Source organism: Actinoplanes sp. NPDC048988, from assembly GCF_043197815.1.
Taxonomy (GTDB): domain Bacteria; phylum Actinomycetota; class Actinomycetes; order Mycobacteriales; family Micromonosporaceae; genus Actinoplanes.
Window position 1 is genome coordinate 1 of sequence record NZ_JBICTW010000001.1, and the last position, 24,726, is coordinate 24,726.

20 protein-coding genes, 1 pseudogene and 1 riboswitch are annotated in these 24,726 nt (G+C 70.8%); of the genes and pseudogenes, 4 read left to right on the plus strand and 17 right to left on the minus strand.

Annotation, left to right across the window (positions count from 1 at the left end; genetic code table 11):
- Both ACGFJ7_RS00005 and dinB read right to left on the minus strand, forming a co-directional pair.
- A pseudogene (locus tag ACGFJ7_RS00005) lies at positions 1 to 269 on the minus strand (transposase); the annotation flags it as partial.
- Between the two features lie 47 nt (positions 270 to 316).
- The gene (gene dinB, locus ACGFJ7_RS00010; protein ID WP_392639770.1) at positions 317 to 1,492 is read right to left on the minus strand and encodes a DNA polymerase IV; all 1,176 of its coding nucleotides are present in this window, start codon (positions 1,490 to 1,492) and stop codon (positions 317 to 319) included.
- Between the two features lie 217 nt (positions 1,493 to 1,709).
- On the opposite strand from dinB, the gene ACGFJ7_RS00015 reads away from it, so the two are divergent.
- Positions 1,710 to 2,111 carry an Hsp20/alpha crystallin family protein gene (locus ACGFJ7_RS00015; RefSeq protein WP_360240859.1) on the plus strand — a complete coding sequence of 134 codons (402 nt, stop codon included), beginning with the start codon at positions 1,710 to 1,712 and terminating at the stop codon, positions 2,109 to 2,111.
- A gap of 36 nt (positions 2,112 to 2,147) precedes the next feature.
- Here ACGFJ7_RS00015 and ACGFJ7_RS00020 read toward each other — a convergent pair whose 3' ends face one another.
- The 8 genes from ACGFJ7_RS00020 to ACGFJ7_RS00055 all read right to left on the minus strand — a co-directional run bounded on the left by ACGFJ7_RS00020 (position 2,148) and on the right by ACGFJ7_RS00055 (position 11,983).
- The gene (locus tag ACGFJ7_RS00020; protein ID WP_360240862.1) at positions 2,148 to 2,711 is read right to left on the minus strand and encodes a carbohydrate-binding protein; all 564 of its coding nucleotides are present in this window, start codon (positions 2,709 to 2,711) and stop codon (positions 2,148 to 2,150) included.
- Between the two features lie 199 nt (positions 2,712 to 2,910).
- Positions 2,911 to 3,969: an oligopeptide/dipeptide ABC transporter ATP-binding protein gene (locus ACGFJ7_RS00025; RefSeq protein WP_360240865.1), complete on the minus strand. Its 1,059-nt coding sequence runs from the start codon at positions 3,967 to 3,969 to the stop codon at positions 2,911 to 2,913.
- Positions 3,970 to 3,983: 14 nt separating this feature from the next.
- On the minus strand, positions 3,984 to 5,072 hold the full coding sequence (locus ACGFJ7_RS00030) for an ABC transporter ATP-binding protein (protein WP_360240868.1): 1,089 nt from the start codon (positions 5,070 to 5,072) through the stop codon (positions 3,984 to 3,986).
- A gap of 46 nt (positions 5,073 to 5,118) precedes the next feature.
- A complete protein-coding gene (locus tag ACGFJ7_RS00035) occupies positions 5,119 to 6,096 on the minus strand; it encodes an ABC transporter permease (RefSeq protein ID WP_392639775.1) in 978 nt (325 codons plus the stop codon).
- A 135-nt stretch (positions 6,097 to 6,231) separates the two neighbouring features.
- Entirely contained in the window at positions 6,232 to 7,983 is a 1,752-nt protein-coding gene (locus ACGFJ7_RS00040) for an ABC transporter substrate-binding protein (protein WP_360240874.1), read from the minus strand.
- A 31-nt stretch (positions 7,984 to 8,014) separates the two neighbouring features.
- Positions 8,015 to 9,040, minus strand: coding sequence for an ABC transporter permease (locus tag ACGFJ7_RS00045; RefSeq protein ID WP_360240877.1), 1,026 nt, complete (start codon positions 9,038 to 9,040; stop codon positions 8,015 to 8,017).
- Positions 9,041 to 9,628: 588 nt separating this feature from the next.
- A complete protein-coding gene (locus ACGFJ7_RS00050) occupies positions 9,629 to 10,543 on the minus strand; it encodes a TIGR03619 family F420-dependent LLM class oxidoreductase (RefSeq protein WP_392639778.1) in 915 nt (304 codons plus the stop codon).
- Between the two features lie 9 nt (positions 10,544 to 10,552).
- Complete coding sequence (locus ACGFJ7_RS00055) at positions 10,553 to 11,983, minus strand: Hsp70 family protein (RefSeq protein WP_360240883.1); 1,431 nt, start codon at positions 11,981 to 11,983, stop codon at positions 10,553 to 10,555.
- Positions 11,984 to 12,097: 114 nt separating this feature from the next.
- Here ACGFJ7_RS00055 and ACGFJ7_RS00060 point away from each other — a divergent pair, with 114 nt between their 5' ends.
- A complete protein-coding gene (locus ACGFJ7_RS00060) occupies positions 12,098 to 13,000 on the plus strand; it encodes a GNAT family N-acetyltransferase (protein WP_360240886.1) in 903 nt (300 codons plus the stop codon).
- Here ACGFJ7_RS00060 and ACGFJ7_RS00065 read toward each other — a convergent pair.
- The 7 genes from ACGFJ7_RS00065 to cobN form a co-directional block, all read right to left on the minus strand.
- On the minus strand, positions 12,997 to 13,671 hold the full coding sequence (locus tag ACGFJ7_RS00065; RefSeq protein ID WP_360240889.1) for a DUF6766 family protein: 675 nt from the start codon (positions 13,669 to 13,671) through the stop codon (positions 12,997 to 12,999). The genes ACGFJ7_RS00060 and ACGFJ7_RS00065 overlap by 4 nt on opposite strands.
- 81 nt (positions 13,672 to 13,752) lie before the next feature.
- Positions 13,753 to 14,106, minus strand: a complete 354-nt coding sequence (locus ACGFJ7_RS00070; RefSeq protein WP_392639782.1) for a hypothetical protein — start codon at positions 14,104 to 14,106, stop codon at positions 13,753 to 13,755.
- A gap of 87 nt (positions 14,107 to 14,193) precedes the next feature.
- A complete protein-coding gene (locus tag ACGFJ7_RS00075) occupies positions 14,194 to 14,925 on the minus strand; it encodes a tetratricopeptide repeat protein (protein WP_392639785.1) in 732 nt (243 codons plus the stop codon).
- A 35-nt stretch (positions 14,926 to 14,960) separates the two neighbouring features.
- On the minus strand, positions 14,961 to 15,986 hold the full coding sequence (locus ACGFJ7_RS00080; RefSeq protein WP_360240898.1) for a LacI family DNA-binding transcriptional regulator: 1,026 nt from the start codon (positions 15,984 to 15,986) through the stop codon (positions 14,961 to 14,963).
- Between the two features lie 29 nt (positions 15,987 to 16,015).
- The gene (locus tag ACGFJ7_RS00085) at positions 16,016 to 17,263 is read right to left on the minus strand and encodes a DUF1996 domain-containing protein (RefSeq protein WP_392639789.1); all 1,248 of its coding nucleotides are present in this window, start codon (positions 17,261 to 17,263) and stop codon (positions 16,016 to 16,018) included.
- Entirely contained in the window at positions 17,260 to 18,957 is a 1,698-nt protein-coding gene (locus tag ACGFJ7_RS00090; protein ID WP_392639792.1) for a discoidin domain-containing protein, read from the minus strand. The genes ACGFJ7_RS00085 and ACGFJ7_RS00090 overlap by 4 nt, the downstream gene beginning before the upstream one ends.
- Before the next feature lie 198 nt (positions 18,958 to 19,155).
- On the minus strand, positions 19,156 to 22,716 hold the full coding sequence (gene cobN / locus ACGFJ7_RS00095) for a cobaltochelatase subunit CobN (protein ID WP_360240907.1): 3,561 nt from the start codon (positions 22,714 to 22,716) through the stop codon (positions 19,156 to 19,158).
- Between the two features lie 52 nt (positions 22,717 to 22,768).
- Positions 22,769 to 22,841: riboswitch (cobalamin riboswitch) on the minus strand.
- A gap of 129 nt (positions 22,842 to 22,970) precedes the next feature.
- Between cobN and ACGFJ7_RS00100 the strand changes: the two genes are divergently transcribed.
- Both ACGFJ7_RS00100 and ACGFJ7_RS00105 read left to right on the plus strand, forming a co-directional pair.
- On the plus strand, positions 22,971 to 24,107 hold the full coding sequence (locus ACGFJ7_RS00100) for a precorrin-3B synthase (protein ID WP_392639796.1): 1,137 nt from the start codon (positions 22,971 to 22,973) through the stop codon (positions 24,105 to 24,107).
- Positions 24,104 to 24,724, plus strand: coding sequence for a precorrin-8X methylmutase (locus tag ACGFJ7_RS00105; protein WP_360243494.1), 621 nt, complete (start codon positions 24,104 to 24,106; stop codon positions 24,722 to 24,724). Before ACGFJ7_RS00100 ends, ACGFJ7_RS00105 begins: the two co-directional genes overlap by 4 nt.
- The last annotated feature ends 2 nt before the right edge of the window (positions 24,725 to 24,726 follow it).

Here is a 24,726-nt window from a genome sequence, read left to right on the forward strand (position 1 = left end):
GACCGGCTGACCGTCGTCATAGACCTGAGCTTTCGCGAGGATCGCGTCCCAGGTGCCGTCGTCGGTCCACCGGCGTAACCGCTCATGGCAGGTTTCCACGGCCCGTAGCGTTCCGGCAGATCCCGCCACGGCGCGCCCGTACGCAGCTTCCACAAGATTCCGTTGATCACCTGACGGTGATCACGCCACCGGCCTGACCTGCGGCCCGGCTCAGGCAGCAACGGTGCGATCACCGCCCACGCCTTATCCGTCAGCTCACCACGCCCCACACCTGACACATCAACCAGAACTGATCAACTGATCGGCAGGACACGGACTAGTCGGGGAGGATCGGCACGGACGGGCCCAGTTGGCGGCCGATGGTGGCGGCGCGGGTCAGGGAGGATGAGCCGAAGCGGTCGTGGATCGCGTCCATGGCGACGTCGAGGCCGTCGTCGATGGTGTCGTCGAACAGGGACGGCTGGACGTGGCCGTCGCCGTCGAGGTTGCTCACCGCTACGCCGACCAGGGTCAGGCCCCGGGTGTCGATCAGGGGGCGGGCCTCGGTGAGCAACTGCCGGGCGGTCTCGGCGATCGCACGGGTCTGCATGGTGGCCTTGAGCAGGGAGCGTGAGCGCGTCGCGCGGCCGAAGTCGTCGAAGCGCAGGCGCAGGGTGATCGTGCGGCCGGCTCGGTGGGACCGTCTCATCCGGCGGGTCACCCGGTCGACCAGCGCGTCCAGGGTCGCCTCGATCTCGGCGTACGGGCGCGGGCGGCGGCCCAGGGCGCACTGCGCCCCGATCGAGCCCCGGCGGTGACCGACCCGTACCCGCCGGGGGTCTCTGTTGTGGGCCAGCGCGTGCAGGTGCCGGCCGGCGCCGGCGCCGAGCAGGGCGATCAGCGCCGCCTCGCCGACCCGGGCCACGTGGCCGACCGTCTCGATGTGGTGCTCGCGCAGCTTGGCCGAGGTGACCGGGCCGACGCCCCACAGCCGCTCGACCGGCAGCGGGTGCAGGAAGGCCACCTCGCCGCCGGCCGGCACCTCGAGCAGCCCGTCCGGTTTACCGACGGCGCTGGCCACCTTGGCCAGGAACTTCGTGCCGGCGATGCCGACCGTGATGGGCAGGCCGACCCGCTCGCGAACCTCGGACCGCAGCCGGGCGGCGATCTCGCGCGGGGTGCCGCTGACCCGCCGCAGCCCGCTCACGTCGAGGAACGCCTCGTCGATCGAGATGCCCTCGACCAGCGGCGTCGTGTCCCGGAAGATCGCGAAGACGGCCTTGCTGGCGGCCGAGTACGCGCTCATCCGTGGCGGCACGACGATCGCATCGGGGCAGAGTGCCCGCGCCTGGCTCACGCCCATCGGCGTACGGACGCCCCGGGCTTTGGCCTCGTAGCTGGCGGCCAGCACTACGCCGCCGCCGACCAGCACGGGCCGGCCGCGCAGGGCCGGGTCGTCGCGCTGCTCGACCGACGCGTAGAAGGCGTCCAGGTCGGCGTGCAGAATGGCCACGCGACGAGCATAGAACACGTGTTCGAATACGTCACTGTCCGTGCCGGAATTCGCGCCTATTCGCGCGCCGGACAACGGAATGTAACGAAGCTTTACGTCGGATCGTGACGCCGGTCATGTCCGTCACGGAATTCCACGACAAGAATCTCTGTTGTCGCAATCAGACTTGAGCGCACCACGCTCAACCTAAGTGAGAGTTCCGCTGGAGGAACCACCCATGTTGCTCAGTAGCGCGACGGTTCGTGACCTGGACCGGCTCACCGCTCGCGTGTTCGACACTGCCACCCGCAGCTCCGGCGCGCGCCTCGATGCCTACCGCATCGACGACCACTTCTACATCGACATCGACCTGCCCGGCGTCGACCCGGCCGGGATCGACATCACCGTCGACCACAACGTCCTGACCGTCCGCGCCGAGCGCAAGCGCCGCGCCGAGGGCGAGGACGCCGAGGTGATCGTCACCGAGCGCCCGGACGGCCCCGTCAGCCGCCAGGTGTTCCTGTCCGACACGCTCGACACCGACCGGCTGGAGGCCCGCTACGAGCAGGGCGTCCTGATCCTCGACATCCCCGTCGCGGAGAAGGCGCGGCCGCGCAAGGTAGCGGTCGCCGTCGCCTGACGAGACGCCGAAGGCCCCGCTTCCCGCGGGGCCTTTTCAGTGCCCGAACAGCAGCCAGTTCACGTTCAGGAACTCGCTGCCGTCGTCCCGGGCGAACACCAGGAAGATCGTGTGCTTCCCGGTGGTCGGCGTGAGGGTCACTTCGTCGGTACGCCAGGTCTGCCAGCCGCCAGTGCGGGTCACCCGCATGGTGCCGATCACGGGACCGTCCGCGCTGTCCAGCCGGATCTCCATGCGGCCGCCGTCCTGGGCGTCGGTGGCCACCCGCACGTCGACCTTGGTCGCCGGTACCTCACCGAACTCGAAGTCGTCGAAGCGCAGCCGGTCCCCGTTGGCGATCCAGCCGACGTTCTGCCCGCCGCCCTGATCCTCGGTGTCCTGCGCCTCGATGCCCACCTTCTCATCGGCCGCCTCGGCCTGAAGCGTCGGATAGACCCTCGGTGTCGGCGGCGGACTCGTGGTGGGCACCGGCTCCTCAGCCGCCGCCGAAGCGTCCTGCGAAGCGGACGCCGCCACAGTCGGCGCCGGCGGCAGCGCGACGGCCGGCGCCGGCGAGTCCTGCCAGCGCCCGATCAGATAGCCGGCGAGCAGGAGCCCCACCGCCGCCAGCCCGAACAGCGCCCGCTGCCGCCACCGATGCGCCCGCGTCCGGTAGACCGTGCTGCCCCCGCCGGACCCCTCAGGGGGCGGAGGAGGAGACGCCGGCAAAGGTGACGTAGGCGCGTGGAACGGCCCAGCCGACGCCGGCGGGTAAGGCGGCCCAGCCGACGCCGGTGGGTAGGGCGGAGCGGACAACGGGTCAGACCACCTCGGCGATGATCGACTCGGCCGGCGGCTCGGCGAAGTGGCAGGCCACGCGCTGGGACGGGGCCTTCTCCTCGAGGGCCGGGTCCTTGGTGGCGCAGATGTCCTGCGCCTTCCAGCAGCGGGTCCGGAAGCGGCAGCCCGACGGCGGGTCGACCGGGCTGGGCACGTCGCCGACCAGGCGGATCCGGTTCTTCGGGGGCACGCCGCGGACCACCGCGATGTCCGGCACGGCCGAGAGCAGCGCTTGCGTGTACGGGTGCTGCGGCGCCTCGTAGAGCTGGTTGCGCGGCGCCTCCTCGACCACCCGGCCGAGGTACATGACCGCGACCCGGTCGCAGAAGTGCCGGACCACGCCGAGGTCGTGCGCGATGAACACGAACGCGATGCCGAGCTCCTTGCGGAGGTTCTCCAGCAGGTTCATCACCTGGGCCTGGATCGACACGTCGAGCGCCGAGACCGGCTCGTCGGCCACGATGATCTTCGGGCGGGCCGCCAGCGCGCGGGCGATGCCGATGCGCTGGCGCTGGCCGCCGGAGAACTCGTGCGGGTAGCGGTTGTAGTGCTCGGGGTTGAGGCCGACCAGTTCGAGCAGCTCCTGCACGCGGCCGAGCTCGCCCTTCTTGTCGACCATGTCGTGGGTGCGCAGCGCCGTGCCGACGATCGTGCCGACCGTGTGGCGCGGGTTGAGCGAGGAGTACGGGTCCTGGAAGATCAGCTGGATCTCGCGCCGGTAGGGGCGCAGCCGCCGCTCGTTCATGTGCGCGATGTCGACGCCCTGGTAGCGGATCTCGCCGCCGGTCGGCTCGAGCAGCCGGGTGATCAGCCGGGCCGTGGTCGACTTGCCGCAGCCGGACTCGCCGACCAGGCCCAGCGTCTCGCCCGGCTTGATGGTGAGGTTGACCCCGTCGACGGCCTGGACCCACTTCGTACCGCGGGCGAAGAAGCCGTCGCCCTTGGTCTTGAAGTGCATCTTGACGTTGTCGAGCTCGAGCAACGGCGCACCCGGAACCGTCTTGACGCCGGTGTTCTCGGTGGTGGTGGCAGTGGTCATGGTGACGGTCCCTCTTACGGCAGCCGGGGCAGGACGTCGGTCTCGAAGACCTTGTCGGGGTCTTTCAGGTGGCACCGCGAGGTGCGGCCCAGATCCGCCGTCCGCGAGATCAGCTCGGGCCTCAGGGTGCGGCACAGGTCGTCCGGCACCCGGTCCTTGAACTCGCACCGGGGGTGGAACGGGCAGCCGCTGGGCACCGCGAGCAGGCTGGGCGGCGAGCCGGGGATCGGGTGCAGCGGGGCCGGCTCACCGGTCAGCGCCGGGATGCTCTCCAGCAGACCCCAGGAGTACGGGTGCAGCGGCTCGCCCAGGATCTTCTTGACCGGTCCGTGCTCGACGGCCGTTCCGGCGTACATGACCAGGATGTCGTCGGCCACCTCGGCCACGACGCCGAGGTCGTGGGTGATGAAGACGACGGCGGAGCCGAAGTCGCGCTGGAGGTCGGCGATGAGGTCGAGGATCTGCGCCTGCACCGTCACGTCGAGCGCGGTCGTCGGCTCGTCCGCGATCAGCAGCTTCGGGTCGTTGACCAGCGCCATGGCGATCATCGCGCGCTGGCGCATACCGCCGGAGAACTCGTGCGGGTACTGGTCGACGCGGCGGCGCGGGTTGGGGATGCCGACCCGGCCGAGCATGTCGACCGCGCGCTCCTTGGCCTTGCGCTTGCTGACGCTGTGGTGCGCCCGGTACGACTCCATGATCTGGTCGCCGACCGTGAAGTACGGGTGGAGCGAGGACTGCGGGTCCTGGAAGATCATCGAGGCGTCGCCGCCGCGGTATTTCTCCAGCTCCTTTTCGTTCATACCGACCACCTCGCGGCCGCCGACCTTGATCGAGCCGGTGATCCGGGCGACCCGGCGGTCGTGCAGGCCGAGCACGGCCATGCTGGAGACGCTCTTGCCGGAGCCGGACTCGCCGACGATGGCCAGCGTGCGGCGCAGCGGAACCGAGTAGCTCAGGCCCTGAACGGCCTTGACCAGTCCGTCGGCCGTCGGGAACTGCACGTGGAGATCGCTGACCTCGAGGTACGGCTCCTCGTTGGTCCCGGGGGTGCGGTCAACGCGGGTCACCGTGGAGGGGCCCGGGATCGTCTGGTCGCTCATACTGCCGCCTTCGTGCTGCGGGGTGGGGAAACGGGGCGGTTCGGGATCATCCGAGCCGGACCCGGGGGTCGAGGAAGGTGTAGGCGATGTCCACCACGAGGTTCATCACCACAAGTACCACGGAGCCGACCAGGACGCCGCCCAGCAGGACCGGCAGGTCGTACTGGCCGAAGGCCCGCAGCGTGAGCTGGCCGAGGCCGGGCAGGCCGAAGATGCTCTCGGTGAAGATGGCGCCGGTGAGCTGGAACGCCAGGTCGATACCGAAGATCGTGACGACCGGGGTCAGTCCGGCGCGCAGGCCGTGCCGGTAGACGACGCGGCGGCGGCTGATGCCCTTGGAGGTGGCGGTACGGACGTAGTCCTGGCCCAGCGTCTCGATCATGGAGGCCCGGGAGTAGCGGGTGTACGCGGCCGCGTTCGTCAGGCCCACGCACAGCCAGGCCGCGAGTAGTCCGCTGGCCCAGGCCCAGGGGTTCTGCAGGAACGGGGTGTATCCCGATTGCGGCAGGAAGGTCGCGTAGAGGGCGACCAGCAGAGCGACCACGAAGTACGGGATCGACTGGATGAACAGCGTCGTGCCGACGACCGCCTTGTCCAGCGACGTTCCGCGTACCTGGGCGGCGATCGTGCCGGCCAGAATGCCCACGACGAGATAGACGACGGCACCACCGAGGACGATCGAGACGGTGACCGGGAGCGCCTGCGCCAGCAGCTTGGTGACCGGCTGGCCCAGCGTGTACGAGTAGCCCAGGCACGGGGCGGAGCAGTGCTGCGTCGTACCGCCGGCCTCGTAGTCGCGACCGACGACGATGCCCTTCATGTACGAGCCGATCTGCTGCAGCGGAGGCTCGTCGAGGCCGAGGCTCGACTCGATGTCGGCGACCCGCTCGGGCGTGCATCGGGGTCCACAGATGACACCGGCGGGGTCGGTCGGCGCCAGGAAGAACAACGCGAAGCTGGCCACCAGCGTCACGATCACGACGGAGATCGCGCTCAGGACGCGTTTAAGGATGTACAGCAGCACCGCTTGCTCCTCTTTCGTCACGGCGCCGGGTTGGTGTTCCCGGAGATCGTTCTTACGCCCGGGGTGGCCCGTCCGCCGGATGAGCGGACCGGACCACCCCGGGATGAAGCTAGTTCTTACTGTTCAGAGCGGAATTCAGCTCTTGAGGTACATGTTGCCGAAGTTCGGCACGCCCATCGTGGGGTCGCCGGTCGTGTTGCCGACGTTCTTGCCCTTGATGACGGCCATCTTGTCGTAGTACCACGGGATCGCGATGTACTTCTCCAGGATCTCCTTGTCCAGAGCGGCCCACTTCGGGGTCGACTGGTCGGCGGGGAGGTTGGCCACGTCGTTGATCTTCTTGTCGAGTTCCTTGTCGCTGAGCATGCCCCAGCTCTGGCCCTCGGCGATGCTCTGCGAGCGGAAGAGGACCGGGAACCACGAACCGCCGGACGGCCAGTCCGAGCACCAACCGGCCGGGCTCTGGCCGATGTTGACCGGGGCGTCGTAGTCGCCGGTCTTGGTCCGCAGGTCCGCGGTGGCGACACCGATCGGCTTGGCCTTGAAGCCGGCCTTCGTCAGCGCGTCGACGACGACCTGGGTGCGCTGCTGCGGGATCGGCTTGGTGTTGTCGAAGTACCAGCTGACCTCGAAGCCGACCTTGCCGGCGGCCTCCAGCATCGCCTTGGCCGCGGCCGGGTCACCGGGGCCGGTGCCGTTCAGGTCCGGAACGGGGGCGTACTTCTCGTAACCGGGAACCGAGGGCGGCAGGATGGTGCTGGACCGCTCCGCGATGTAGTCGCTCAGACCGGCGGCCTTGTAGACGGCGTCGGCCGGCCACGCCTTGGCGATCGCCTTGCGGACCTCGAGCGGAATCTTGCGGCTGTCCAACTGGAACACGCGGTTGCAGGGGCTCTCACCCTGAACGAGCTGCTCCTTCTTGTCCCCGGTCAACTGCGGGATCAGCGTCGCGTCGACGTTGTCGTAGTTGATCGAGTTGGCGTCCTCGGTGCCGGCGCTGTTGAGGATGGCCTGCTGCGCCTTGACCGCGTCGACGCCCCACTTGAAGCTGTAGCCGTCGACGTACTGGTGACGGGCGGGGTCGGTGTTCGCGTCCCAGTTCGTGTTCTTCTCCAGGACCAGCGAGGTGCCGGCCTGGTAGCTCTTGAACTTGTACGGGCCGGTCGACAGCGGGTGGTTCTTGTACTCCTGCTTGGTGTCCTTCGCCTTGGGGATCGGCGTGAACATCGGGAAGGTCATGAAGAACGGCAGGTCCTGGAACGGCGTGGCCAGGTGGACGATCAGGGTGTCGGTGCCCTGGGTCTCCACACCGGCGTACGTGTCGCCGTCCTTGTACGGGCCCTTGTACTTGTCGCCGTCCTTGAAGTAGCTCAGCTGGTACGTCGGGCCGTTGACGTAGATGTCGTGGGCGAAGGACCGCTTGATGGCGTACGCCAGGTCCTCGACCTTGACCTCGGTGCCGTCCTCGTACTTGATGCCGGGCTGCATCTTGAAGGTCCACGTCAGCTTGTCGGCCGACGGGGTGCCCAGGTCGGTGAGGTCCGGGACGAGCGTGGGCTTGCCGTCACGGATGTCGAACTGGGTCGGCGTGCGGAACAGGAGCTTGCCGATCTCGTTCGAGTCGACGTAGTAGATGTCCGTCGGGTCGAACGTGTTCGGCGTGACCTGCGCCTGAACGGTCAGGATGCCGCCCTTGCGCGAACCGGGGACGTCCTTCGCCGGGCCCTTCGCGCTCGGGTCGGTCGCGTTGGTCTGCGTCGAGATCTTGCCGGTGTCATTGGAAGTGCCGCCCGAGCTGTCGTTGTTCGACGACGGGCTGCTGCAGCCTGCTAGGCCAAGAGCCACAGCGGCGGTTGCCGCCACAGCGACTTTGAATCGCCTTGCCATTTCTCCTCTTCTCATACTGGGCGTCACCACGTCACCGTCGGGTGCGGGGATCGAATGCGTCACGGATCGAGTCACCGAGCAGGCTCAGCGAGAGCACCACGATCGTGATGGCCGCTACCGGGATCCACAGGTAGAGCGGATCGGCCCGGTAGAAGGTCTGTGCGTTGGCGATTGTCAGGCCCCAGGACGGCGTGGGCTCGGTGAGACCGACGCCGAGATAGGTCAGGCCCGCCTCGGTGACGATGTACGTCGGTAGAGCCAGCGACACCGAGATGACGATGGGTGCCACCAGGTTGGGCAGCAGCTCCTTGAAGAGGATCTTGCGGGTCGGCACGCCGAGCACCTTGGCCGCGGCGACGAACTCCCGCTCGCGCAGCGACAGCACCTCGCCGCGGATCAGTCGCGCGAGGCTGGCCCAGCCGAAGAAGGCGAGCACGATGATCAGTGAGTAGAACCGCGCCTGGGCCACGTCGGCGGCGGCGGCGTTCTCCGACGTGCCGACGAACAGGCTCAGCAGCACCGCCGGGACGGCGATCGCGAAGAGCAGGTACGGCAGGCTCAGGACGAAGTCGATGACCCACGAGATGATCCGGTCGAGCCAGCCGCCGACGAAGCCGGCGAGCAGGCCGACCGTCACACCGATCAGCGTGGTGATGATCGTGACCGAGCCGGCGACGATGAACGACGGCCGGGCGCCGTAGACGAACCGGGCGAACAGGTCGCGGCCCAGGCGCGGCTCGACACCGAACCAGTGCTCGCTGGTCGGGCCGATCGTCGGGTAGCCGTACTGGTCGATCAGGTCCTGGTGGAAATCGGTCGGATTCTGCCCCTCGAGCTTGGCCAGCAAGGGCGCGAAGATCGCGACCAGCACGAAGAACAGGAAGATGCTGCCGCAGATCACCGCGACCTTGTCCTTGCGCAAGCGGGACAGGGCGATCTGGGTCGGCGACTTACGCCGGGTGTTCACCTTGGCGTTGTGATCACCGGCGGGTGCGGCCATGGCATCGGTCGAGGCGCCGGTCCGGGTCAGCTCGGCTTCCTCGATCAGCGGTTCCACGCGTCGGTCACCTCCTTCGAACGACACACCTCACATGCGCCGTGCGTGAGAGGTATTCGGATGCTGCGGTTGGCAAGGTACTTCGAACTCGGCGCGTAGGAAATGAGTTGACGCATCGAATGAATAACGGCCCGCTGAAAGCGGGGGATGGCCCATGTCACATCAGGGCCAACCGGGAGTACGCCAGAAGTGCCACTTCGGTGGGCAAATCACCCGTAAAACCTCTCACGTTTGCCTCCTATGTCCGATTTGGAAAGCCAGAGGGCAATCGTACTGTTGCGCAAAGTTATGGCAGACTCGATCGGCACGCAACAGACCGCTGTTTCACGACAGTTTCGCGAGAGTGTCGATCATCAGCCTTCGTCGCCGTTCATTCCTCCGGCGAGCGAGGCCCCACGGCGCAAGATCTTCGGTACATGTGTGAAGACGGGACCGTATCGACGGTGATCCCGGCCCGCGGGACGCGGATCACCGAGTGATCTCCGTTGCCCCGGGGTCACGCCGCGTAGAGGGCGGAAAGAACCTCAGACGGAGACGACGGCCATTCCGATAACGAATCGGGTAGCCATTCGCGGGCCAATACCGGAGTTAGACGCCCGTCATCCCCGGCGCCAGGGCGGTCAGGATCTCCTCGGCCCGCTCGGCGGCCACCGCGGGGTCCGTGCCGGGCGAGCCGACGACCGGATCCCAGTTGAGGTCGTAGAAGAGCTCGGTCACGCCGGCCCGCCCGTACAACTCGGCCCCGGCCCTGATCTGCTCCCAGTCGCCGGAGAGCGGCACGGCGTCGTCGCGCTCCCCCGGGCGGACCACGCCGCGCACCACGACCCGGACCCGGTCGGGGTCGTGCCCGGCCTCCTCGGCCGCCCGCCGCACGATCTGGGTGCCCCGGGCGATCTGCTCGAAACTGGTGCGGCTGCTGCTCACCCAGCCCGCCGCGAGCCGGCCGGCCCGGCGCAGGGCGGCGTCGGCCGTGCCGCCCAGCAGCACCGGCGGCCCGCCCGGCTGCACCGGCGGCGGCGCCATCACGCTCGGCGGCACCTGGTAGAACCGGCCGTCGAACGAGGCCACCTCGTCGTTCCAGAGCGTGCGCAGCACCTTGAGGTACTCGGTCATCCGCTCGCCGCGCGGGTGCGGGCCGGAGCCGGTGGCCGTGAACTCGGGCTCGGACCAGCCGGTGCCGAGGCCCAGGTCGAACCGGCCGCCGGACAGCACGTCCAGGGTGGCCGCCTGTTTGGCCAGGTAGACCGGCGACACGTACGGAATGTTGAGCACCGCGACCCCGAGCCGGATCGACGTCGTGTGGGCGGCGGCCCAGCTCAGTGCGAGCAGCGGGTCGAGCACCCGGTGGTAGACCGGCTCCAGCCGCTGCTCCTGGCCGACCAGCAGCCGCTGGAACGCCCAGAGCCCGTGGTAGCCGAGCTCCTCGGCCCGGCGGGCGAAGCTGGTCAGCGAGGCCGGATCGGCCCAGGCCCCGGCCACCGGAGCGCCGCAACTGATCAACATCCGACAACGTTAGCCCGCCGGCCGGGCCCGCCTGTACTCGGCGGTCAGGGCCTCGCCGAGCTCGGACAGGCGGTCGTCGGGGGCGGCGGCGTGCACGGCCGCGACGAAATCGAGGTAGGCGGTGCGCAGCGGGGCGAGAAGGCCGTCGGCCGAGGGGGACGGGGCGATCAGCAGGAGGTACGCGGCGACGGCGGCCGGGCGGAAGTCGGCCGGGGTCTCGGCCGGTGGCCCGGAGAGGTCGGGCGGCCCGGTGGCCTCGGGCGGGCCGGTCGCCGAGGGGACCACCGGCGCGCCGGCCAGCTCGGCCCGCAGGCGCAGGCTGGCGCTGAGCAGGCCGACCGGCGAGCCCTCGAAGAGCTGGGCCGGCTGGTAGTCGCGGGCGACCAGGCCGGCGCCGCGGGCCATCAGCTCGTCCGGGTCGAGATCGTCGCGGATGCCGGCCGGGCCGAAGCCGAAATATCCGGCCAGCCGCTCCCGGACCACGGGGATCCGCGACGAGCCGCCGGCCGGCACCACCTGGTCGATGTCGCCCCAGCCGACGCCGTGCGCGGTGTGTGCGGCCGCGATCGCCTCGGTGAGCAGGTCGAGCGAGCGCTGCACGTCCGGCTCGATCATGGCCTCGAACGCGCGCCGGGTCAGCGGCACGGCCGCGCTGACCGTGGCCGTGAGCCGGGGCAGCTCCAGGGTGGTGGTGTCGGTGACCGAGAGCTCCCGCTTGCGGATCTCGGCCTCCCAGCGGATCCGCCGGCGGATCCGGGCGTCCTGGCTGAGGTCGACGTGGTATCGCTCGCGGATCTGCCGCAGGGTGAACTCCACGATGCGCGCGTCGAAGTCGTCGCCGCCGAGCCGGGGGTCGCCGGCGCTGCCGAGGACCTCGACGGTGCCCGGCGCGATCCGCACGATCGACGCCTCGAAGGTGCCGCCGCCCAGGTCGTAGATCGCGTAGACGCCGGGGCGGTCGTCGGCGGCCAGCGCCATCGCGGCCGCCACCGGGTCCTCGACCAGGCGGCGCACGTTGAGCTGGGCCAGACCGGCCGCCTCGCGCAGGGCGCGCCGCTGAGCCTCGCCGGCGGCGGCGCACACGGTGATCACGGCGTCGTGCACGGCGCCGCCGACGAACGCCTCGGCCTGCCGTTTGAGCTCGAGCAGCAGGAAGGCGCAGATCTCGCGCGGCTGATAGGAGCGGCCGCGGAACCGGACCCGGTCGCCGCTGCCGAGCTGGCGCTTGATGCCGGCGATGACCGCCTCGGGATCGGCCGCGGGCGGGACGCCGGCGACGACCTGGCCCGTCGTGTCCTGGCCGACGGCGGCGGGCATGGCGGTCGCGCCGTCGGGGCACGGCACGACGACGAGCTTGGTGCCGTCCCACACCGACACAGCACAGGAGCTGGTGCCGACGTCTATGCCGACCACGCCGTGGAAACCCGAGTCATCGGTCAAGGCCGCCCCCTGTGACCGTCGTGCTTCTGGCCGTCAAATTACCATCGGTCACGGAGCCGGAAGAACAGACCGACATCGATCCGTCGCACATCCGACGAAGGCTGGACAACAAAGATGACTATCGAACTGGTCCCGCTCACCCCGGCCGACCTCGACCGGCGGATGCCGGCCATGACCGCCCAGTTCGCGAACGCCCTGGCCGAGCACCACGGCTTCGCCGCCGAGGAGGCCCGGCGGGAATCCGAGCGGCAGACCCGCTCGATGCTGCCCGACGGCGTGGCCACCGAGGGCCAGCTGCTGTGCAAGGGCGTGGCCGGCGGCGAGGAGGTCGGCTTCCTCTGGATCTCGCTGCCCGGCACCACGTTCACGACCATGGCCTGGATCTCCGAGATCGAGGTGGCCGAGCAGCACCGTTCGAAGGGCTACGGCAGCGCCATGATCCGGGCCGGCGAGGCCGCGCTGGCCGCCCGCGGCGTCGGCCGGGTCGGCCTGCACGTCTTCGGCCACAACACCGGGGCCCGGCGCCTCTACCGCCGCCTCGGATACCGCCTGCTCACCCAGGTCCGGGCCCGCCCGGCCGGGAACCCGCCCAGTTCGGTCACGCTGGCCCCGATGACGCCCGACGAGTACCGGCGGCGCCTGGACGAGCTCATCGCCACCGACCCGATGGTGCTGGTGCGGGAATGTCCCGAGCGGGCCCGGGAGCGCGCGGCCGAGCTCGGCCCGGACGGCCTGCACACCGCGATCGCCGACGGGCGCCCGGTGGGCTGGGTCTGGATCACCAAACCGTCACCGGCGCGCCCCAGCGCCGGCACCATCCTCTACGTGTCGGTCGACGAGCCGTACCGCCGCCAGGGTCTCGGCCGTCAACTGGTGGCCGCGGCCGAGGCCACCGTCGCGAGTCACCGCGTACCCCAGATCGGGCTTTTCGTCTCGGCCTCGAGCCACGGCGCCCAGGAGTTCGCCGACCGCCTCGCCTTCCCCGTCGTCTCCGAGCAGCTGGTCAAAGACCTTTAACCCTCGACGCCGGTGGCCTCGTGCGGGGAGCCGACCGGTTTGGACTGTGAGGAGCCGCGCTGGCGCAGGAAGATGGCGAGGATGGCCATCGAGGCCACCGCCAGCAGCTCGGACTGCCAGTTCTGCAACGTACGGTTCCAGAAATCGGCCTCGAGCAGGTACTGCCCCCAGGAGACCGGGTCCTGGCGGTCGCTGAGCTGCTCCTCGTTGAACGCGGCGACGCCGGCGATCGACTGAGCCAGCCACGAGCCCAGGAAGATCAGGCCCATCACCAGGCCGAGCGAGTTGGCGAAGAGCGCGGTGCGCCAGCCGCCGGCACGGGCCCACCGGGGCGAAGCCGGCGTGGCGTACGGACCGATCTTCTGATCCTTGTCGGTCTCGCGGCCGGGCTTGTCGAGCGATTTCGACTCCGGCGAACCCTTCTGGAGCAGCCAGACCGTCAGGAGGATGAAGAGAAAGAACTGGAGGTACTCGGACTGCCAGTTCTCGGCCACGTCGACGCCGAAACTGGCCGAGGTGACGTAACGCCAGAACGCGATGTCGGGCAGGCCGGAGGCGCGCTGCGCGTCGTTGAACTGGGCCAGCCCGGCGAAGGCCTGACCGACCAGAACGATCAGGAAGAGCAGGCCGAAGACGAGCCCTATCCCGTTCTCCCGCAGAAACCTCTTCACCGGTGCAACACCCCCAGCGTGATGACGTACGCCAGGCCGGCCCCCACGATCAGGAGCAACAGGACGAAGAGCGCGCGCATGTCAGTCGCCCTCCACCGTGCAGTCGTAGGGCCGCGAGGCGCGCGGCGTGCAGCCGGCCGCGACCACCCGCCAGCCCTCCGGGAAGGCGGCCAGGAAGATCGTGTCATCGGTGAGCTTGACCTGCGCCCACTGGCCGTAGACGGAGGTCTCGACGACCGCGCCGGGCCGCGGCAGGCGCTTGTCCAGGATCGCCTCGGGGCACGGCTCGTCCTCGGCCACCGTCGTGATCGTGTCGGGGGCGAGCAGCGCGCAGGCCGCCTCGCCGTCTCCGGCACCGACCGCGGCGAGCAGGCTGGTCGCCTTCCCCGCGGCCGCGTCCTCCTGGCTGCCCACGGTCGCGCAACCGCTGAGCATGGCCGCTCCCACTATCAACGCTAGGCCTCGACGTGGCACGCGGCCCAGCATGCCCCAAAAGCGCGGAAGTTAAGCATGATCCGGTCGCTATGCCCCCCGGTCGGGGAGGGCCCCGGCCCGCTCGGCGTCGCGCAGGGCGTGCTCGGCCCAGCCGACCCGCTGCTCGCTGAGCCCGGCCATGCGGGCCTGGTGCACGGCCTCGCGCAGCAGCCGCAACGCCTCGGGCCGGTTGCCGGCGGCCAGCTCGGCCTCGCCCAGTGCCAGCGTGCCGGTCGCCACCCGGCGGGGGTCGCCGTAGCGCTCGCGCAGCACCTGGGACATGCGCAGGTGGCGCAGGCCCCGCTCGGTGTCGCCGGAGACGAAGACGTGGAAGAAGCCGATGTGGCGGTGCACCTCGGAGCGGACCATCTCGTCGGCGTACCGCTCGGCCAGGGTCAGCGCCTCGGTGTAGAACGGCATCGCGGTACCCCAGTCGCCGCGCAGCACCTGGTGGACCAGGCCCAGGCCGAACAGGGACTCGGCGGCGCCGGCCGGGTCGTCGGCCTCGCGCTGGATCAGCAGGGCCTCGGCGAACAGCCGCTGCTCGCCGGCCCAGTCGGCGCGGCTGAGGTCGCCGGAGATCGCGGCGAAGTGCGCGAGCATGCCGAGCCGGGTCAGCGCGGTCGCCTCGGCCACCCGGTCCCGTTGTGCGTAGGCGCGGTCGCGGGCGGCTTCGAGCATCTGGCGCGCGGGCAGAAAGTCGCCGGTCCGGAAGGCGGCCTCGAGCATGGCCTCGTTCCCGGCGGCGAGCAGCGCCCCGGCGGTCGGTTCGCTCCCCATGAGACGGTACGTTACCGGCCGAGGACGCTCTGTGGTTACCCGCTGTCGCGTACGACCAGAGTGGGGTGGAAAGTCACCGAGCGCGGCAATCGTCCGGGTGAGCTGATGTGCGCGAGCAGCACCTCGGCCATCTCGGCCGCCATCTCCTCGACCGGCTGGCGCACGGTGGTCAGCAGCGGACGGCAGTCCAGGGCCGCGCTGGAATCGTCGAAGCCGACCACCGCGACGTCCTCGGGCACCCGGCGGCCCAGGTCCTGCACCGCGCGCAGCGCACCCTCGGCCATCAGGTCGCTGGCCACGAAGAGCCCGTCGACGTCGGGGTGCTCCTCGAGCAGCCGCCGGGCCGCGGCCTCGCCGCCGGCCCGGGTGAAGTCGCCCTCGACGGCCGGCACCTCCCGCCCGGCCAGGTGGGCCCGGAAGCCCTCCAGCCGGTCGAGGCCGCTCGGGATGTCCAGCGGCCCGCTGATCGTGGCCAGCCGCGTACGGCCCAGCGACAGCAGCCGGTCGGCGGCCAGCCGCGCGCCCAGCCGCTGGTCGACGTCGACGTAGCTGACCGCGATGGGCGAGGAGGGGCGGGCCGAGACCACGGCCGGGATGCCGAGGTCGTGCACCTGGCGCGGCAGCGTGTCCTGCTCGTGGCTGCTGATCAGCAGCACACCGTCCACATGGCCCTGCCGCAGATAGCGCATCACCTGGTGGTGGTCGGTGGAGTCGGTCGGGATGACCACCAGGTGGATGTCGTGCGGGCGGAGGGCGCCGGTCGCGCCCGCGGTGACCCGGCCGAAGTACGGGTCGGTGAAGATCCGGTTGAGGAACGAGTGGTCGTCCGGCCGGTCGGGCTCGCTGATCACCAGCGCCACCGAGTTGGAGCGGCGGGTCACCAGGCTCCGGGCGGCCACGTTGGGCACGTACCCGGTCTCGGCGACGGCCCGCTGGACCACCTCCCGGATCTTGGCGTCCACGCTGGTGGCGCCGTTGATCACCCGGGACACCGTGGCCCGGGAGACGCCCGCCGCCTCGGCGACCTGATCCATGGTCGGATGGCGGGGCCGGGGTGTCATGCGCATCGTTATAACACCCCGGCCCATGCTCACGGACGCCCGTCGGTGCCGCACTTGACGATCGGGCGGATGCAGTCGTTGACCCGCCGGGCCAGCTCGTCCACCGGCCACGCGTTGAAGAAGTCACCGTGCATCGTGTAACCCGCGCCCGAGGCGAGCCGGAAGTTGGCCGGGTTGCCGTTCACCGGGTACCGCATCACCTGGCGCAGCTTCGGCACGACCACCGGGTGGCTGGCCGGGCAGGCGTTGTTCACCGGGTACGCCATGTGGCTCTTGTGATCCGGCGAGTCCAGGTTGACGCCGTCCCAGCAGTGCGGGAAGTCCAGGTAGGACTCCAGCATCGTGCCGGCCGGGCAGGTCACGAAGTTGGGCGACGAGCCCACCTCGCCCGCGTGCAGGCACGACCAGCGGGCGATGGTGTTGTCGGCCGGGCCGGTCGCCTTGGCGTTGCCGGCCACGATCCGCAACCCCAGCGGGAACGGCTGGGTCTGCGCGATCAGGTCGTCCCGCACACCCTCACCCAGGTAGTAGAAGATGCCGGTGGTCGGCTCGACCGGGGTGTCGCCGTTGTAGAGGGTCGGGATCCAGTACGACGACTTGTCGATCGACGGGTTGCAGTTGCTGTTCGCGTTGAGCAGGTCCTGCGTGGTCGTCGCCGCGTTCGTCACCTCGCTGCCGAAGAAGCTGTGCATGTGCGAGGCGCCGGGCAGGTTGGGGAAGACGATCGGGTCGTCCGGCAGCCGGTGGCTGAACGGGCAGTCGGCCAGGAACTCGGCCACCCGGACGGCGCCCGGCGGGATGGTCGGCGTCGTGCTGCCGCCGCCACTGCCGTACACCTGGAACTCTGTCAACGAGACGCCCCACTGGGTCGCCCGGGCCGTCGTCTCGAGCCGCACGTAGCGGCCGCTGCCGGTGACGGTCAGCGCCTGGCGGCCGCCGGTGCCGGCGTTGGTGCTGTAGAGGGTGGTCCAGGTGGAGCCGTTGGCCGAGGCTTTGACGCTGAAGGCCCGGGCGTACGCGGACTCCCAGTTCAGCACGACCGACGAGACCGTGGCGGTGGCGCCCAGGTCGACCTGCAGCCACTGCGGGTCGCTGAACGCGCTGGACCAGCGCGTGCCGAGGTTGCCGTCGACCGCGTTCGACGCCGGGAAGGCGGCCGACTCGGTGGACGACGCGGTGACCGGCCTGCCCTGCGAGATCAGGGTGTCGGCGGCGTTCGCACCGGCGGGAATCAACAGGAGAGAAGCGGCCAGCAGGGCCGCGGCGACCCATTTCATTGGTACACCCTCACGTAGTCGACGAGCATCTGCGACGGGAACGGGGTGCTGGCGTCGATCGGGCCGGGGAAGTCGCCGCCGACGGCCAGGTTGAGGATCACGTAGAACGGGTGGTCGTAGATCCACGGGCCGCGGGTGTTCTCGACGGTCTCCTTGCTGGCGTAGAAGACCTGGTTGCCGTCGAGCAGGAAGCGCATGCCCTTGCTGTCCCACTCCACCGCCCAGACGTGGAAGTCCTGCGACAGGTCGGCCGTGGCGTACTTCTGCCCGTAGCCGCCGGCGCCGTTGTAGGCCGGCGCGTGCAGCGTGGAGTAGGCCTCGCTGGTGTTGCGGCCCAGGACCTCCATGATGTCGATCTCGCCGTTGTACGGCCACGGGCGCCCGGTGAGGAAGTCGGCGCCCATCATCCAGAACGCGGGCCACAGGCCGTTGCCCTTGGGCACCTTGACGCGGGCCTCGACCCGGCCGTACTGCACGTGGAACTTGTTGCTGGTGTTCATCCGGGCCGAGGTGTACTGGCGGCCCTGGTAGTCCTGCCGGCGGGCCTCGATGACCAGCGAACCCTGGCCGTTCATCTGCGCGTTCTCGCTGTTCGGCGTGTAGTACTGGATCTCGCCGTTCTGCGGGACGCCCGGGTCGTACGTCCACTTCGCCTGGTCGGGCTTGGCGCCGGCGGCGCCGTTGAACTCGTCGGAGAAGACCAGCCGGGTGGCCGGGAAGGTGGGGTCGGCCGGCTTGGCCGGGGGCGCCGTCGGGTTGCCGCCGGTGCCGTAGACGCTGAACTCCCACAGCGAGTAGCCGTACGGGCCGCTGCGGGCGGTGCCGTAGAGGCGCACGTACCGGCCGGTGCCGGTGGCGTTGATGACGTCCTTGAGGCCGTCACCGGTGGTGGTCGAGTAGAAGGTGGTCCAGTTGGCGTTGTCGGCCGAGGTCTGCAACTGGTAAGCCTTGCCGTAGGCGGGGTCCCACTGCAGGACGACCTGGCTGATCTGGGCGGTGGCGCCGAGGTCGACCGAGATCCAGCCGGGGTCGACCCAGCCGTTGGTGGAGCTGGTCGCCCAGCGGCTCGCGGGGTCGTTGTCGAACGCCTTGTCCGGGCTGCACGGGTTGCAGTTGACGTCGTTCTGCCAGGTGCTGGCCTGGGCCGGCTTGTTGTACGACAGCAGCCGCGTTCCCCCGGTGGGAGGCGGGGTGGTCCCGCCGTCACCCGAGTAGACCTGGAACTCCCAGAACGAGTAGCCGTACGCTTCCAGCGCCCGCTGGGTCAGGTTTATCCGGACATAGCGTGCGTTACCCGTGGCGGCGATGCTCTGCTGACCGCCGGTGCCGGTCGTCGTGGCGTACGCCTGGGTGTAGTTGCTGCCGTCGGTCGAGAACTGGATGGTGAAGGCCTTGGCGTACGCGGCCTCCCAGTTGATCGCGACCCGCGAGACGGCGGTCGTGGCGCCGAGGTCGACCTGCCACCACTGGGCGGCCGAGAACGCGCTGGCCCAGCGGGTTCCGGCGTTGCCGTCGACGGCCTCGGCGGCCTGATAGGCGCCGGCCGCCTCGCTCGAGGACGCGGTGGCGGTCTTGCCCTGCGACACCAGCACCTCGGCCGCCTGGGCGGGCTGGATGGTGGCGACGAGATAGGCGGCGAACAGGCCGACGAGGGCGGCTATTCGCAACGGTCTCACCAGGACTGGGGATGTCATGGGGCGACTCCAGAATGGGGGGATGTGTCGGAGCGATTTCCGGTGGGGGAACACCGTGTGAAAGCGCTCTTCGTGACGCCACTCTGAACCGGGGTTTCAACGCCTGTCAATGCCTGGTCGCGGGCCGGGAAGCGCTTTCTGATCTTCCCGACCCGGATCGACGCAGGTGAACCTGTGAATGGGGTGACGGTTCCGGAACTACGCGTCCTCGAGATCGCCCTCGGTCTCGAGGTACAGCTCCTGGAGGGCGCTCAGCGTCTCGGGCGACGGCGACTCCCACAGCTTGCGCTCGGCCGCCTCCAGAAGCCGCTCGGCGATGCCGTGCAGCGCCCACGGGTTCGACTGCTGGAAGAACTTCTGGTTCTCCGGGTCGAGCACGTAGGTCGCGGCCAGCTGCTCGTACATCCAATCGGTGACCACGCCGGCCGTCGCGTCGTAGCCGAACAGGTAGTCGACGGTCGCGGCGAGCTCGAACGCCCCCTTGTAGCCGTGGCGCCGCATGGCGGCGATCCACCGCGGGTTCACCACGCGGGCCCGGAAGATCCGCGCCGTCTCCTCGGTGAGGCTGCGCGTCCGGGTGGCGTCCGGGTTGGTCGAGTCGCCGACGTACGCGGCCGGCGCCTTACCGGTCAGCGCCCGCACGGTGGCGATCATGCCGCCGTGGTACTGGAAGTAGTCGTCCGAGTCGGCGATGTCGTGCTCGCGGGTGTCGATGTTCTTGGCCGCGATGTCGATCCGCTTGTACGCGTTCTCCATGTCGTCGCGGGCCGGCACGCCGTCGAGCCCGCGCCCGTAGGCGAAGCCACCCCACACGGCGTACACCTCGGCCAGGTCCTTGTCGTCACGCCAGTTGCGGCTGTCGATCAACGGCAGGATCCCGGCGCCGTACGCCCCCGGCCGCGACCCGAAGATCCTGGTCGTGGCCCGGCGCCAGTCGCTGTGGCGCTCCTGATCGGCGAGGGCGTGCTCCCGGACGAAGTTGTCCGGCTCGTCCAGCTCGGCGATCATCCGGAAGGCGTCGTCGAGCATGGCCACGACGTGCGGGAAGGCGTCCCGGAAGAACCCGGAGATCCGCACGGTGACATCGACCCGCGGCCGGCCCAGCTCGGCCCGCGCGATCGGCTCGAGCCCGGTGACCCGCCGCGAGGCCGGGTCCCAGACCGGGCGGCAGCCGATCAGGGCCAGGATCTCGGCGATGTCGTCACCGGCGGTGCGCATGGCGCTGGTGCCCCACGCGGAGAGGCCGACCGAGCGCGGCCACTCGCCGTAGTCGGCGCGGTAACGCTGCAACAGCGACTCGGCCATGGCCTGGCCGGTCTCCCAGGCGAGCGCGCTCGGGATCGCCTTGGGGTCGACCGAGTAGAAGTTGCGCCCGGTCGGCAGCACGTTGATCAGCCCGCGCAACGGCGACCCGCTCGGCCCGGCCGGCACGTAGCCGCCGTCGAGCGCGTGCAGCAGGTTTCCCAGCTCGTCGCTCGTCCGGTCCAGCCGCGGCACGACCTCGGTGGCCGCGAACGCCAGCACGTCCCGCACCCGGCCCACGTCTGCCGCCTCGGACATTTCCGGAATGTCGGAGACGCGAGCGATGGCGGCCGCGTCGGTCGGCCAGCCCGCCTCCTCCATCGCGGTGACCAAGGCACGGGCCACCGCCTCGACACGGTCGGTCTCGGCGGTGGAGGCGTCGTCGGCCAGGCCGAGCGCCTCCCGCAGGCCGGGCAGCGCCGCCACCTGGCCGGCCCACATCTGCCGGGCCCGCAGCATGGCCAGCACCAGGTTGACCCGGGCCTCGCCGGCCGGGGCGGCGCCCAGGACGTGCAGCCCGTCGCGGATCTGCACGTCCTTGACCTCGCACAGCCACCCGTCGATGTGCAGGATGAACTCGTCGAACTCCTCGTCCTCGGGCCGGTTGGACAGGCCGAGGTCGTGGTCCATCCGGGCCGCCTGGATCAGCGTCCAGATCTGGGCCCGGATGGCCGGCAGCTTGGCCGGGTCGAGCGTCGCGATCGTCGCGTGCTCGTCGAGCAGCTGCTCCAGGCGGGCGATGTCGCCGTACGACTCGGCCCGGGCCATCGGCGGGATGAGGTGGTCGACCAGTGTGGCGTGCGCCCGCCGCTTGGCCTGGGTGCCCTCGCCCGGATCGTTGACCAGGAACGGGTAGATCAGCGGCAGGTCGCCCAGGGCGGCGTCGGTGCCGTCCGAGGCGGACATGCCCACGTTCTTGCCGGGCAGCCACTCCAGGTTGCCGTGCTTGCCGACGTGGACCACCGCGTGCGCGCCGAAGTCGTCGGCCAGCCAGCGGTAGGCGGCCAGGTAGTGATGCGAGGGCGGCAGGTCGGGGTCGTGGTAGATCGCGACCGGGTTGGCGCCGAAGCCGCGCGGCGGCTGCACCATGACCACGACGTTCTCGTCCTGCAGGGCGGCCAGCACGATGTCGCCGTTGTCCACGTAGAGCTCGCCCGGCGGCGGGCCCCAGTGCTGCTCGACCGAGGCGCGCAGGTCCTCGGGGAGGGTGGCGAACCAGGACGCGTACGCGGCGCCGGAGATCCGCACCTTGTTGCCGCTGAGCTGCTCCTCGGTGAGCCAGTCGGGGTCCTGCCCGCCGGCCGCGATGAGCGTGTGGATCAGGCCGTCGCCGTCGTACTGCCCGAAGTCGCCGATCCGGTAGCCGCGCTCCCGCATGGCCGCCAGCAGGGCGACCGTCGAGGCCGGGGTGTCCAGGCCGACCGCGTTGCCGATGCGGGAGTGCTTGGTCGGGTACGCCGACAGCATGAGCACGATCCGCCGCTCGGCCGGCGGCACGTGCCGCAGCCGGGCGTGGGCCACCGCGATGCCGGCCACCCGCAGCGCGCGCTCGGGGTCGGCCACGTAGACCGACAGCCCGTCCGGGTCGATCTCCTTGAACGAGAACGGCACCGTGATGATCCGGCCGTCGAACTCGGGGATCGCCACCTGGGTGGCCGCGTCGAGCGGGCTCAGCCCGTCGTCGCTCGCCTCCCACGCGGCCCGGCTGCTGGTCAGGCACAGCCCCTGCAGGATCGGCACGTCGAGCCCGGCCAGCACGCCCACGTCCCACGCCTCGTCGTCGCCGCCCGCGCCGACGGTCGCCGGTTTGGTGCCGCCCGCCGCGAGCACGGTCACCACCAGGGCGTCCGCCGTGCGCAGCTCGGCCAGCAGGTCGTCCGGCGCCGTACGCAGGGACGAGGTGAACAGCGGCAGCGGCCGGCCGCCCTTGGCCTCGATCGCCCGGCACAGCGCCTCGATGAAGGCCGTGTTGCCCGCCATGTGGTGGGCGCGGTAGTAGAGCACCGCCACGACCGGGCCGGTCGCGCTCGTCTCCCACGGCAGCGGCCCCCAGTCGGGCGCGGCCTGCGCCGGGGCGAACCCGTGGCCGGTCAGCAGCACCGTGTCGGAGAGGAAGTCGTGCACCGCCGCCAGGTTGTCCGCCCCACCCTGCGCCAGGTACGCGTGCGCCTCGGCGGCCACACCGGCCGGTACGGTGGACAGCTTCATCAGGTCGGCGTCGGGCGCCTGCTCACCGCCGAGCACGACCACCGGCACCGGCCCGGCCAGCAGGGCGTCGAGCCCTTCCTCCCAGGCCCGGCGCCCGCCGAGGATGCGCACCACGACGAGCTCGACGCCGTCGAGCAGGGCCGGCAGGTCGCTCACCTGGGTCCGGGCCGGGTTGGCCAGCCGCCACGCCGAGCCGCTGGCCCGGGCACTGAGCAGGTCGGTGTCGGAAGTCGACAGCAACAGGAACACACGCGCTCCCCTCGGGGTCCGCGCCCCGGGTCGTAGGATCCACGGCGAGGCGGAGTTCCTGGCTCCCGGGCCGGTAAGACCCGGTGACAGTGGCGGGACCGCGCCGGAATCGCACCGGCTTCCTCCGCGGCGTCGCCGCTCGTGACCTACCACCCTTCCGGGCGGTCCCACCCGCCGTCAAGGAGGGTCCGGCGGTGTGACGATCCCGACCCGAGGATGCGGACACAACGGTGGGCGAACGTAGTATCCGGGCCGTGCCTCCCCCCATCCGCCAGACGAAGGTCGACGCCTGCCCCGGCGCCCTGCGGCTCCACGCGGCCGCCGACGGCCCCCTGGCCCGCGTCCGCGTCCCCGGCGGCATGCTCACCGGCACCCAGCTGGCGGCCTTGGGCGAGATCGGCCCGCCGGAGCTCACTTCCCGAGCGAACCTCCAGCTCAGGGCCCTCAACGACGTGGACCCGACGGCCCTCGCGGCCCGGCTGTCGGCCGTCGGCCTGCTGCCGTCGTCAACTCACGAGACCGTACGCAACATCGCGGCCCCGCCCCTGGCCGGCACCACCTTGCGCACCCTGGTCGCCGACCTGGACCGCGCCCTGTGCGCCGACCCGGCCCTGGCCGCCCTTCCGGGCCGTTTCCTGTTCGCCCTCGGCGACGTCCCCCTCACCGCCGACCTGGCCGCGGTCCCTCTCGGCGACGGCGGCGCGTTCACGATCCTTTTCGCCGGCCATGACGCCGGCCTGCGCGTCCCCGCCACGGCCGTGGTCGCGACCTTGCTGGCCGCCGCCCACGCCTTCCTCGGCGAGCGAGCCGACGTCACCGCCTGGCGCCTGCACGAGATGCCCGACGGCCCGGCCCGGGTGGCCGCGAAGCTGGGCGCCCCCCTGACACCCCACCCCGTGACCCGCACCCCCGAGCCCACCGGCATCGGCCTGCTCCAGCAGCCCGACGGCCTGGTGGCGGTCAGCGCGCTGGTCCCACTCGGCATGCTCGGCGGCGAGGCGCTGCGGCTGCTCACCACCGCCCGCCGCCTGGTCATCACCCCCGAGCGCGGCGTCGTCGTCCCCGACCTGACCCCCGAGGCCGCCCGCCGTTGGCAGCGCCGCCTGGAGGATGCCGGCCTACCCACCACCCCCGGCTCCCGCTGGACCGGCGTGACCGCCTGCGCCGGCCGCCCCGGCTGCGCCAAGTCCCTGGCCGACGTCCGCGCCGACGCCGCCGCGACCAGCGAGTTCACCGACGGCCTGCCGGTGCACTGGATCGGCTGCGCCCGAGGGTGCGGAAGCCCGTCCGGTGCCCATGTCCGAGTGGAAGCGACCCCGACCGGCTATGCCGTGACCCGGCAACCGACCGGCGAGACGTTCGATGCGATCGCGTCGGCGAGGAGGATCTGATGGAGTACGAGCGCGACGGCGCGGAGATCTACCGGCGCTCGTTCGCCACCATCCGGGCCGAGGCCGATCTCACCGGCTTCCCGTCCGATGTGGCGAAGGTGGCCGTGCGGATGATCCACGCCTGCGGCATGGTCGATCTGGTGAGTGACATCGCGTACAGCCCGAATGTCGCCTCGGCGGCCCGGAAGGCGCTGCTCGCCGGCGCCCCGATCCTCTGTGACGCCGAGATGGTGGCTTCGGGCGTCACCCGTAAGCGGCTGCCCGCCGGCAACGACGTCGTCTGCACGCTGCGCGACCCGTCGGTGCCCGCCCTCGCCGAGAAGCACCGGACCACCCGCAGCGCCGCCGCCCTCGACCTCTGGGCCGACCGGCTGGAGGGCTCGGTGGTGGCGATCGGCAACGCGCCGACCGCGTTGTTCCGGCTGCTCGAGATGATCGCGGACGGCGCTCCGCGGCCGGCCGCCGTGCTCGGCATCCCGGTCGGTTTCATCGGGGCCGCCGAGTCGAAGGACGCGCTGGCGCAGTCCGATCTGGAGTATCTGATCGTGCGCGGCCGCCGGGGCGGCAGCGCGATGACGGCCGCCGCGATCAACGCGCTGGCCTCGGAGGCGGAGTGATC

Excerpts from the sequence above, each read along its gene's own strand:
- ACGFJ7_RS00015 (WP_360240859.1), top strand. The coding sequence starts at position 1,710 with ATGTTGCTCAGTAGCGCGACGGTTCGTGACCTGGACCGGCTCACCGCT.
- ACGFJ7_RS00025 (WP_360240865.1), bottom strand. The coding sequence starts at position 3,969 with ATGACCACTGCCACCACCACCGAGAACACCGGCGTCAAGACGGTTCCG.
- ACGFJ7_RS00030 (WP_360240868.1), bottom strand. The coding sequence starts at position 5,072 with ATGAGCGACCAGACGATCCCGGGCCCCTCCACGGTGACCCGCGTTGAC.
- ACGFJ7_RS00040 (WP_360240874.1), bottom strand. The coding sequence starts at position 7,983 with ATGGCAAGGCGATTCAAAGTCGCTGTGGCGGCAACCGCCGCTGTGGCT.
- ACGFJ7_RS00050 (WP_392639778.1), bottom strand. The coding sequence starts at position 10,543 with ATGTTGATCAGTTGCGGCGCTCCGGTGGCCGGGGCCTGGGCCGATCCG.
- ACGFJ7_RS00060 (WP_360240886.1), top strand. The coding sequence starts at position 12,098 with ATGACTATCGAACTGGTCCCGCTCACCCCGGCCGACCTCGACCGGCGG.
- ACGFJ7_RS00070 (WP_392639782.1), bottom strand. The coding sequence starts at position 14,106 with ATGCTCAGCGGTTGCGCGACCGTGGGCAGCCAGGAGGACGCGGCCGCG.
- ACGFJ7_RS00075 (WP_392639785.1), bottom strand. The coding sequence starts at position 14,925 with ATGGGGAGCGAACCGACCGCCGGGGCGCTGCTCGCCGCCGGGAACGAG.
- ACGFJ7_RS00080 (WP_360240898.1), bottom strand. The coding sequence starts at position 15,986 with ATGACACCCCGGCCCCGCCATCCGACCATGGATCAGGTCGCCGAGGCG.
- ACGFJ7_RS00085 (WP_392639789.1), bottom strand. The coding sequence starts at position 17,263 with ATGAAATGGGTCGCCGCGGCCCTGCTGGCCGCTTCTCTCCTGTTGATT.
- ACGFJ7_RS00090 (WP_392639792.1), bottom strand. The coding sequence starts at position 18,957 with ATGACATCCCCAGTCCTGGTGAGACCGTTGCGAATAGCCGCCCTCGTC.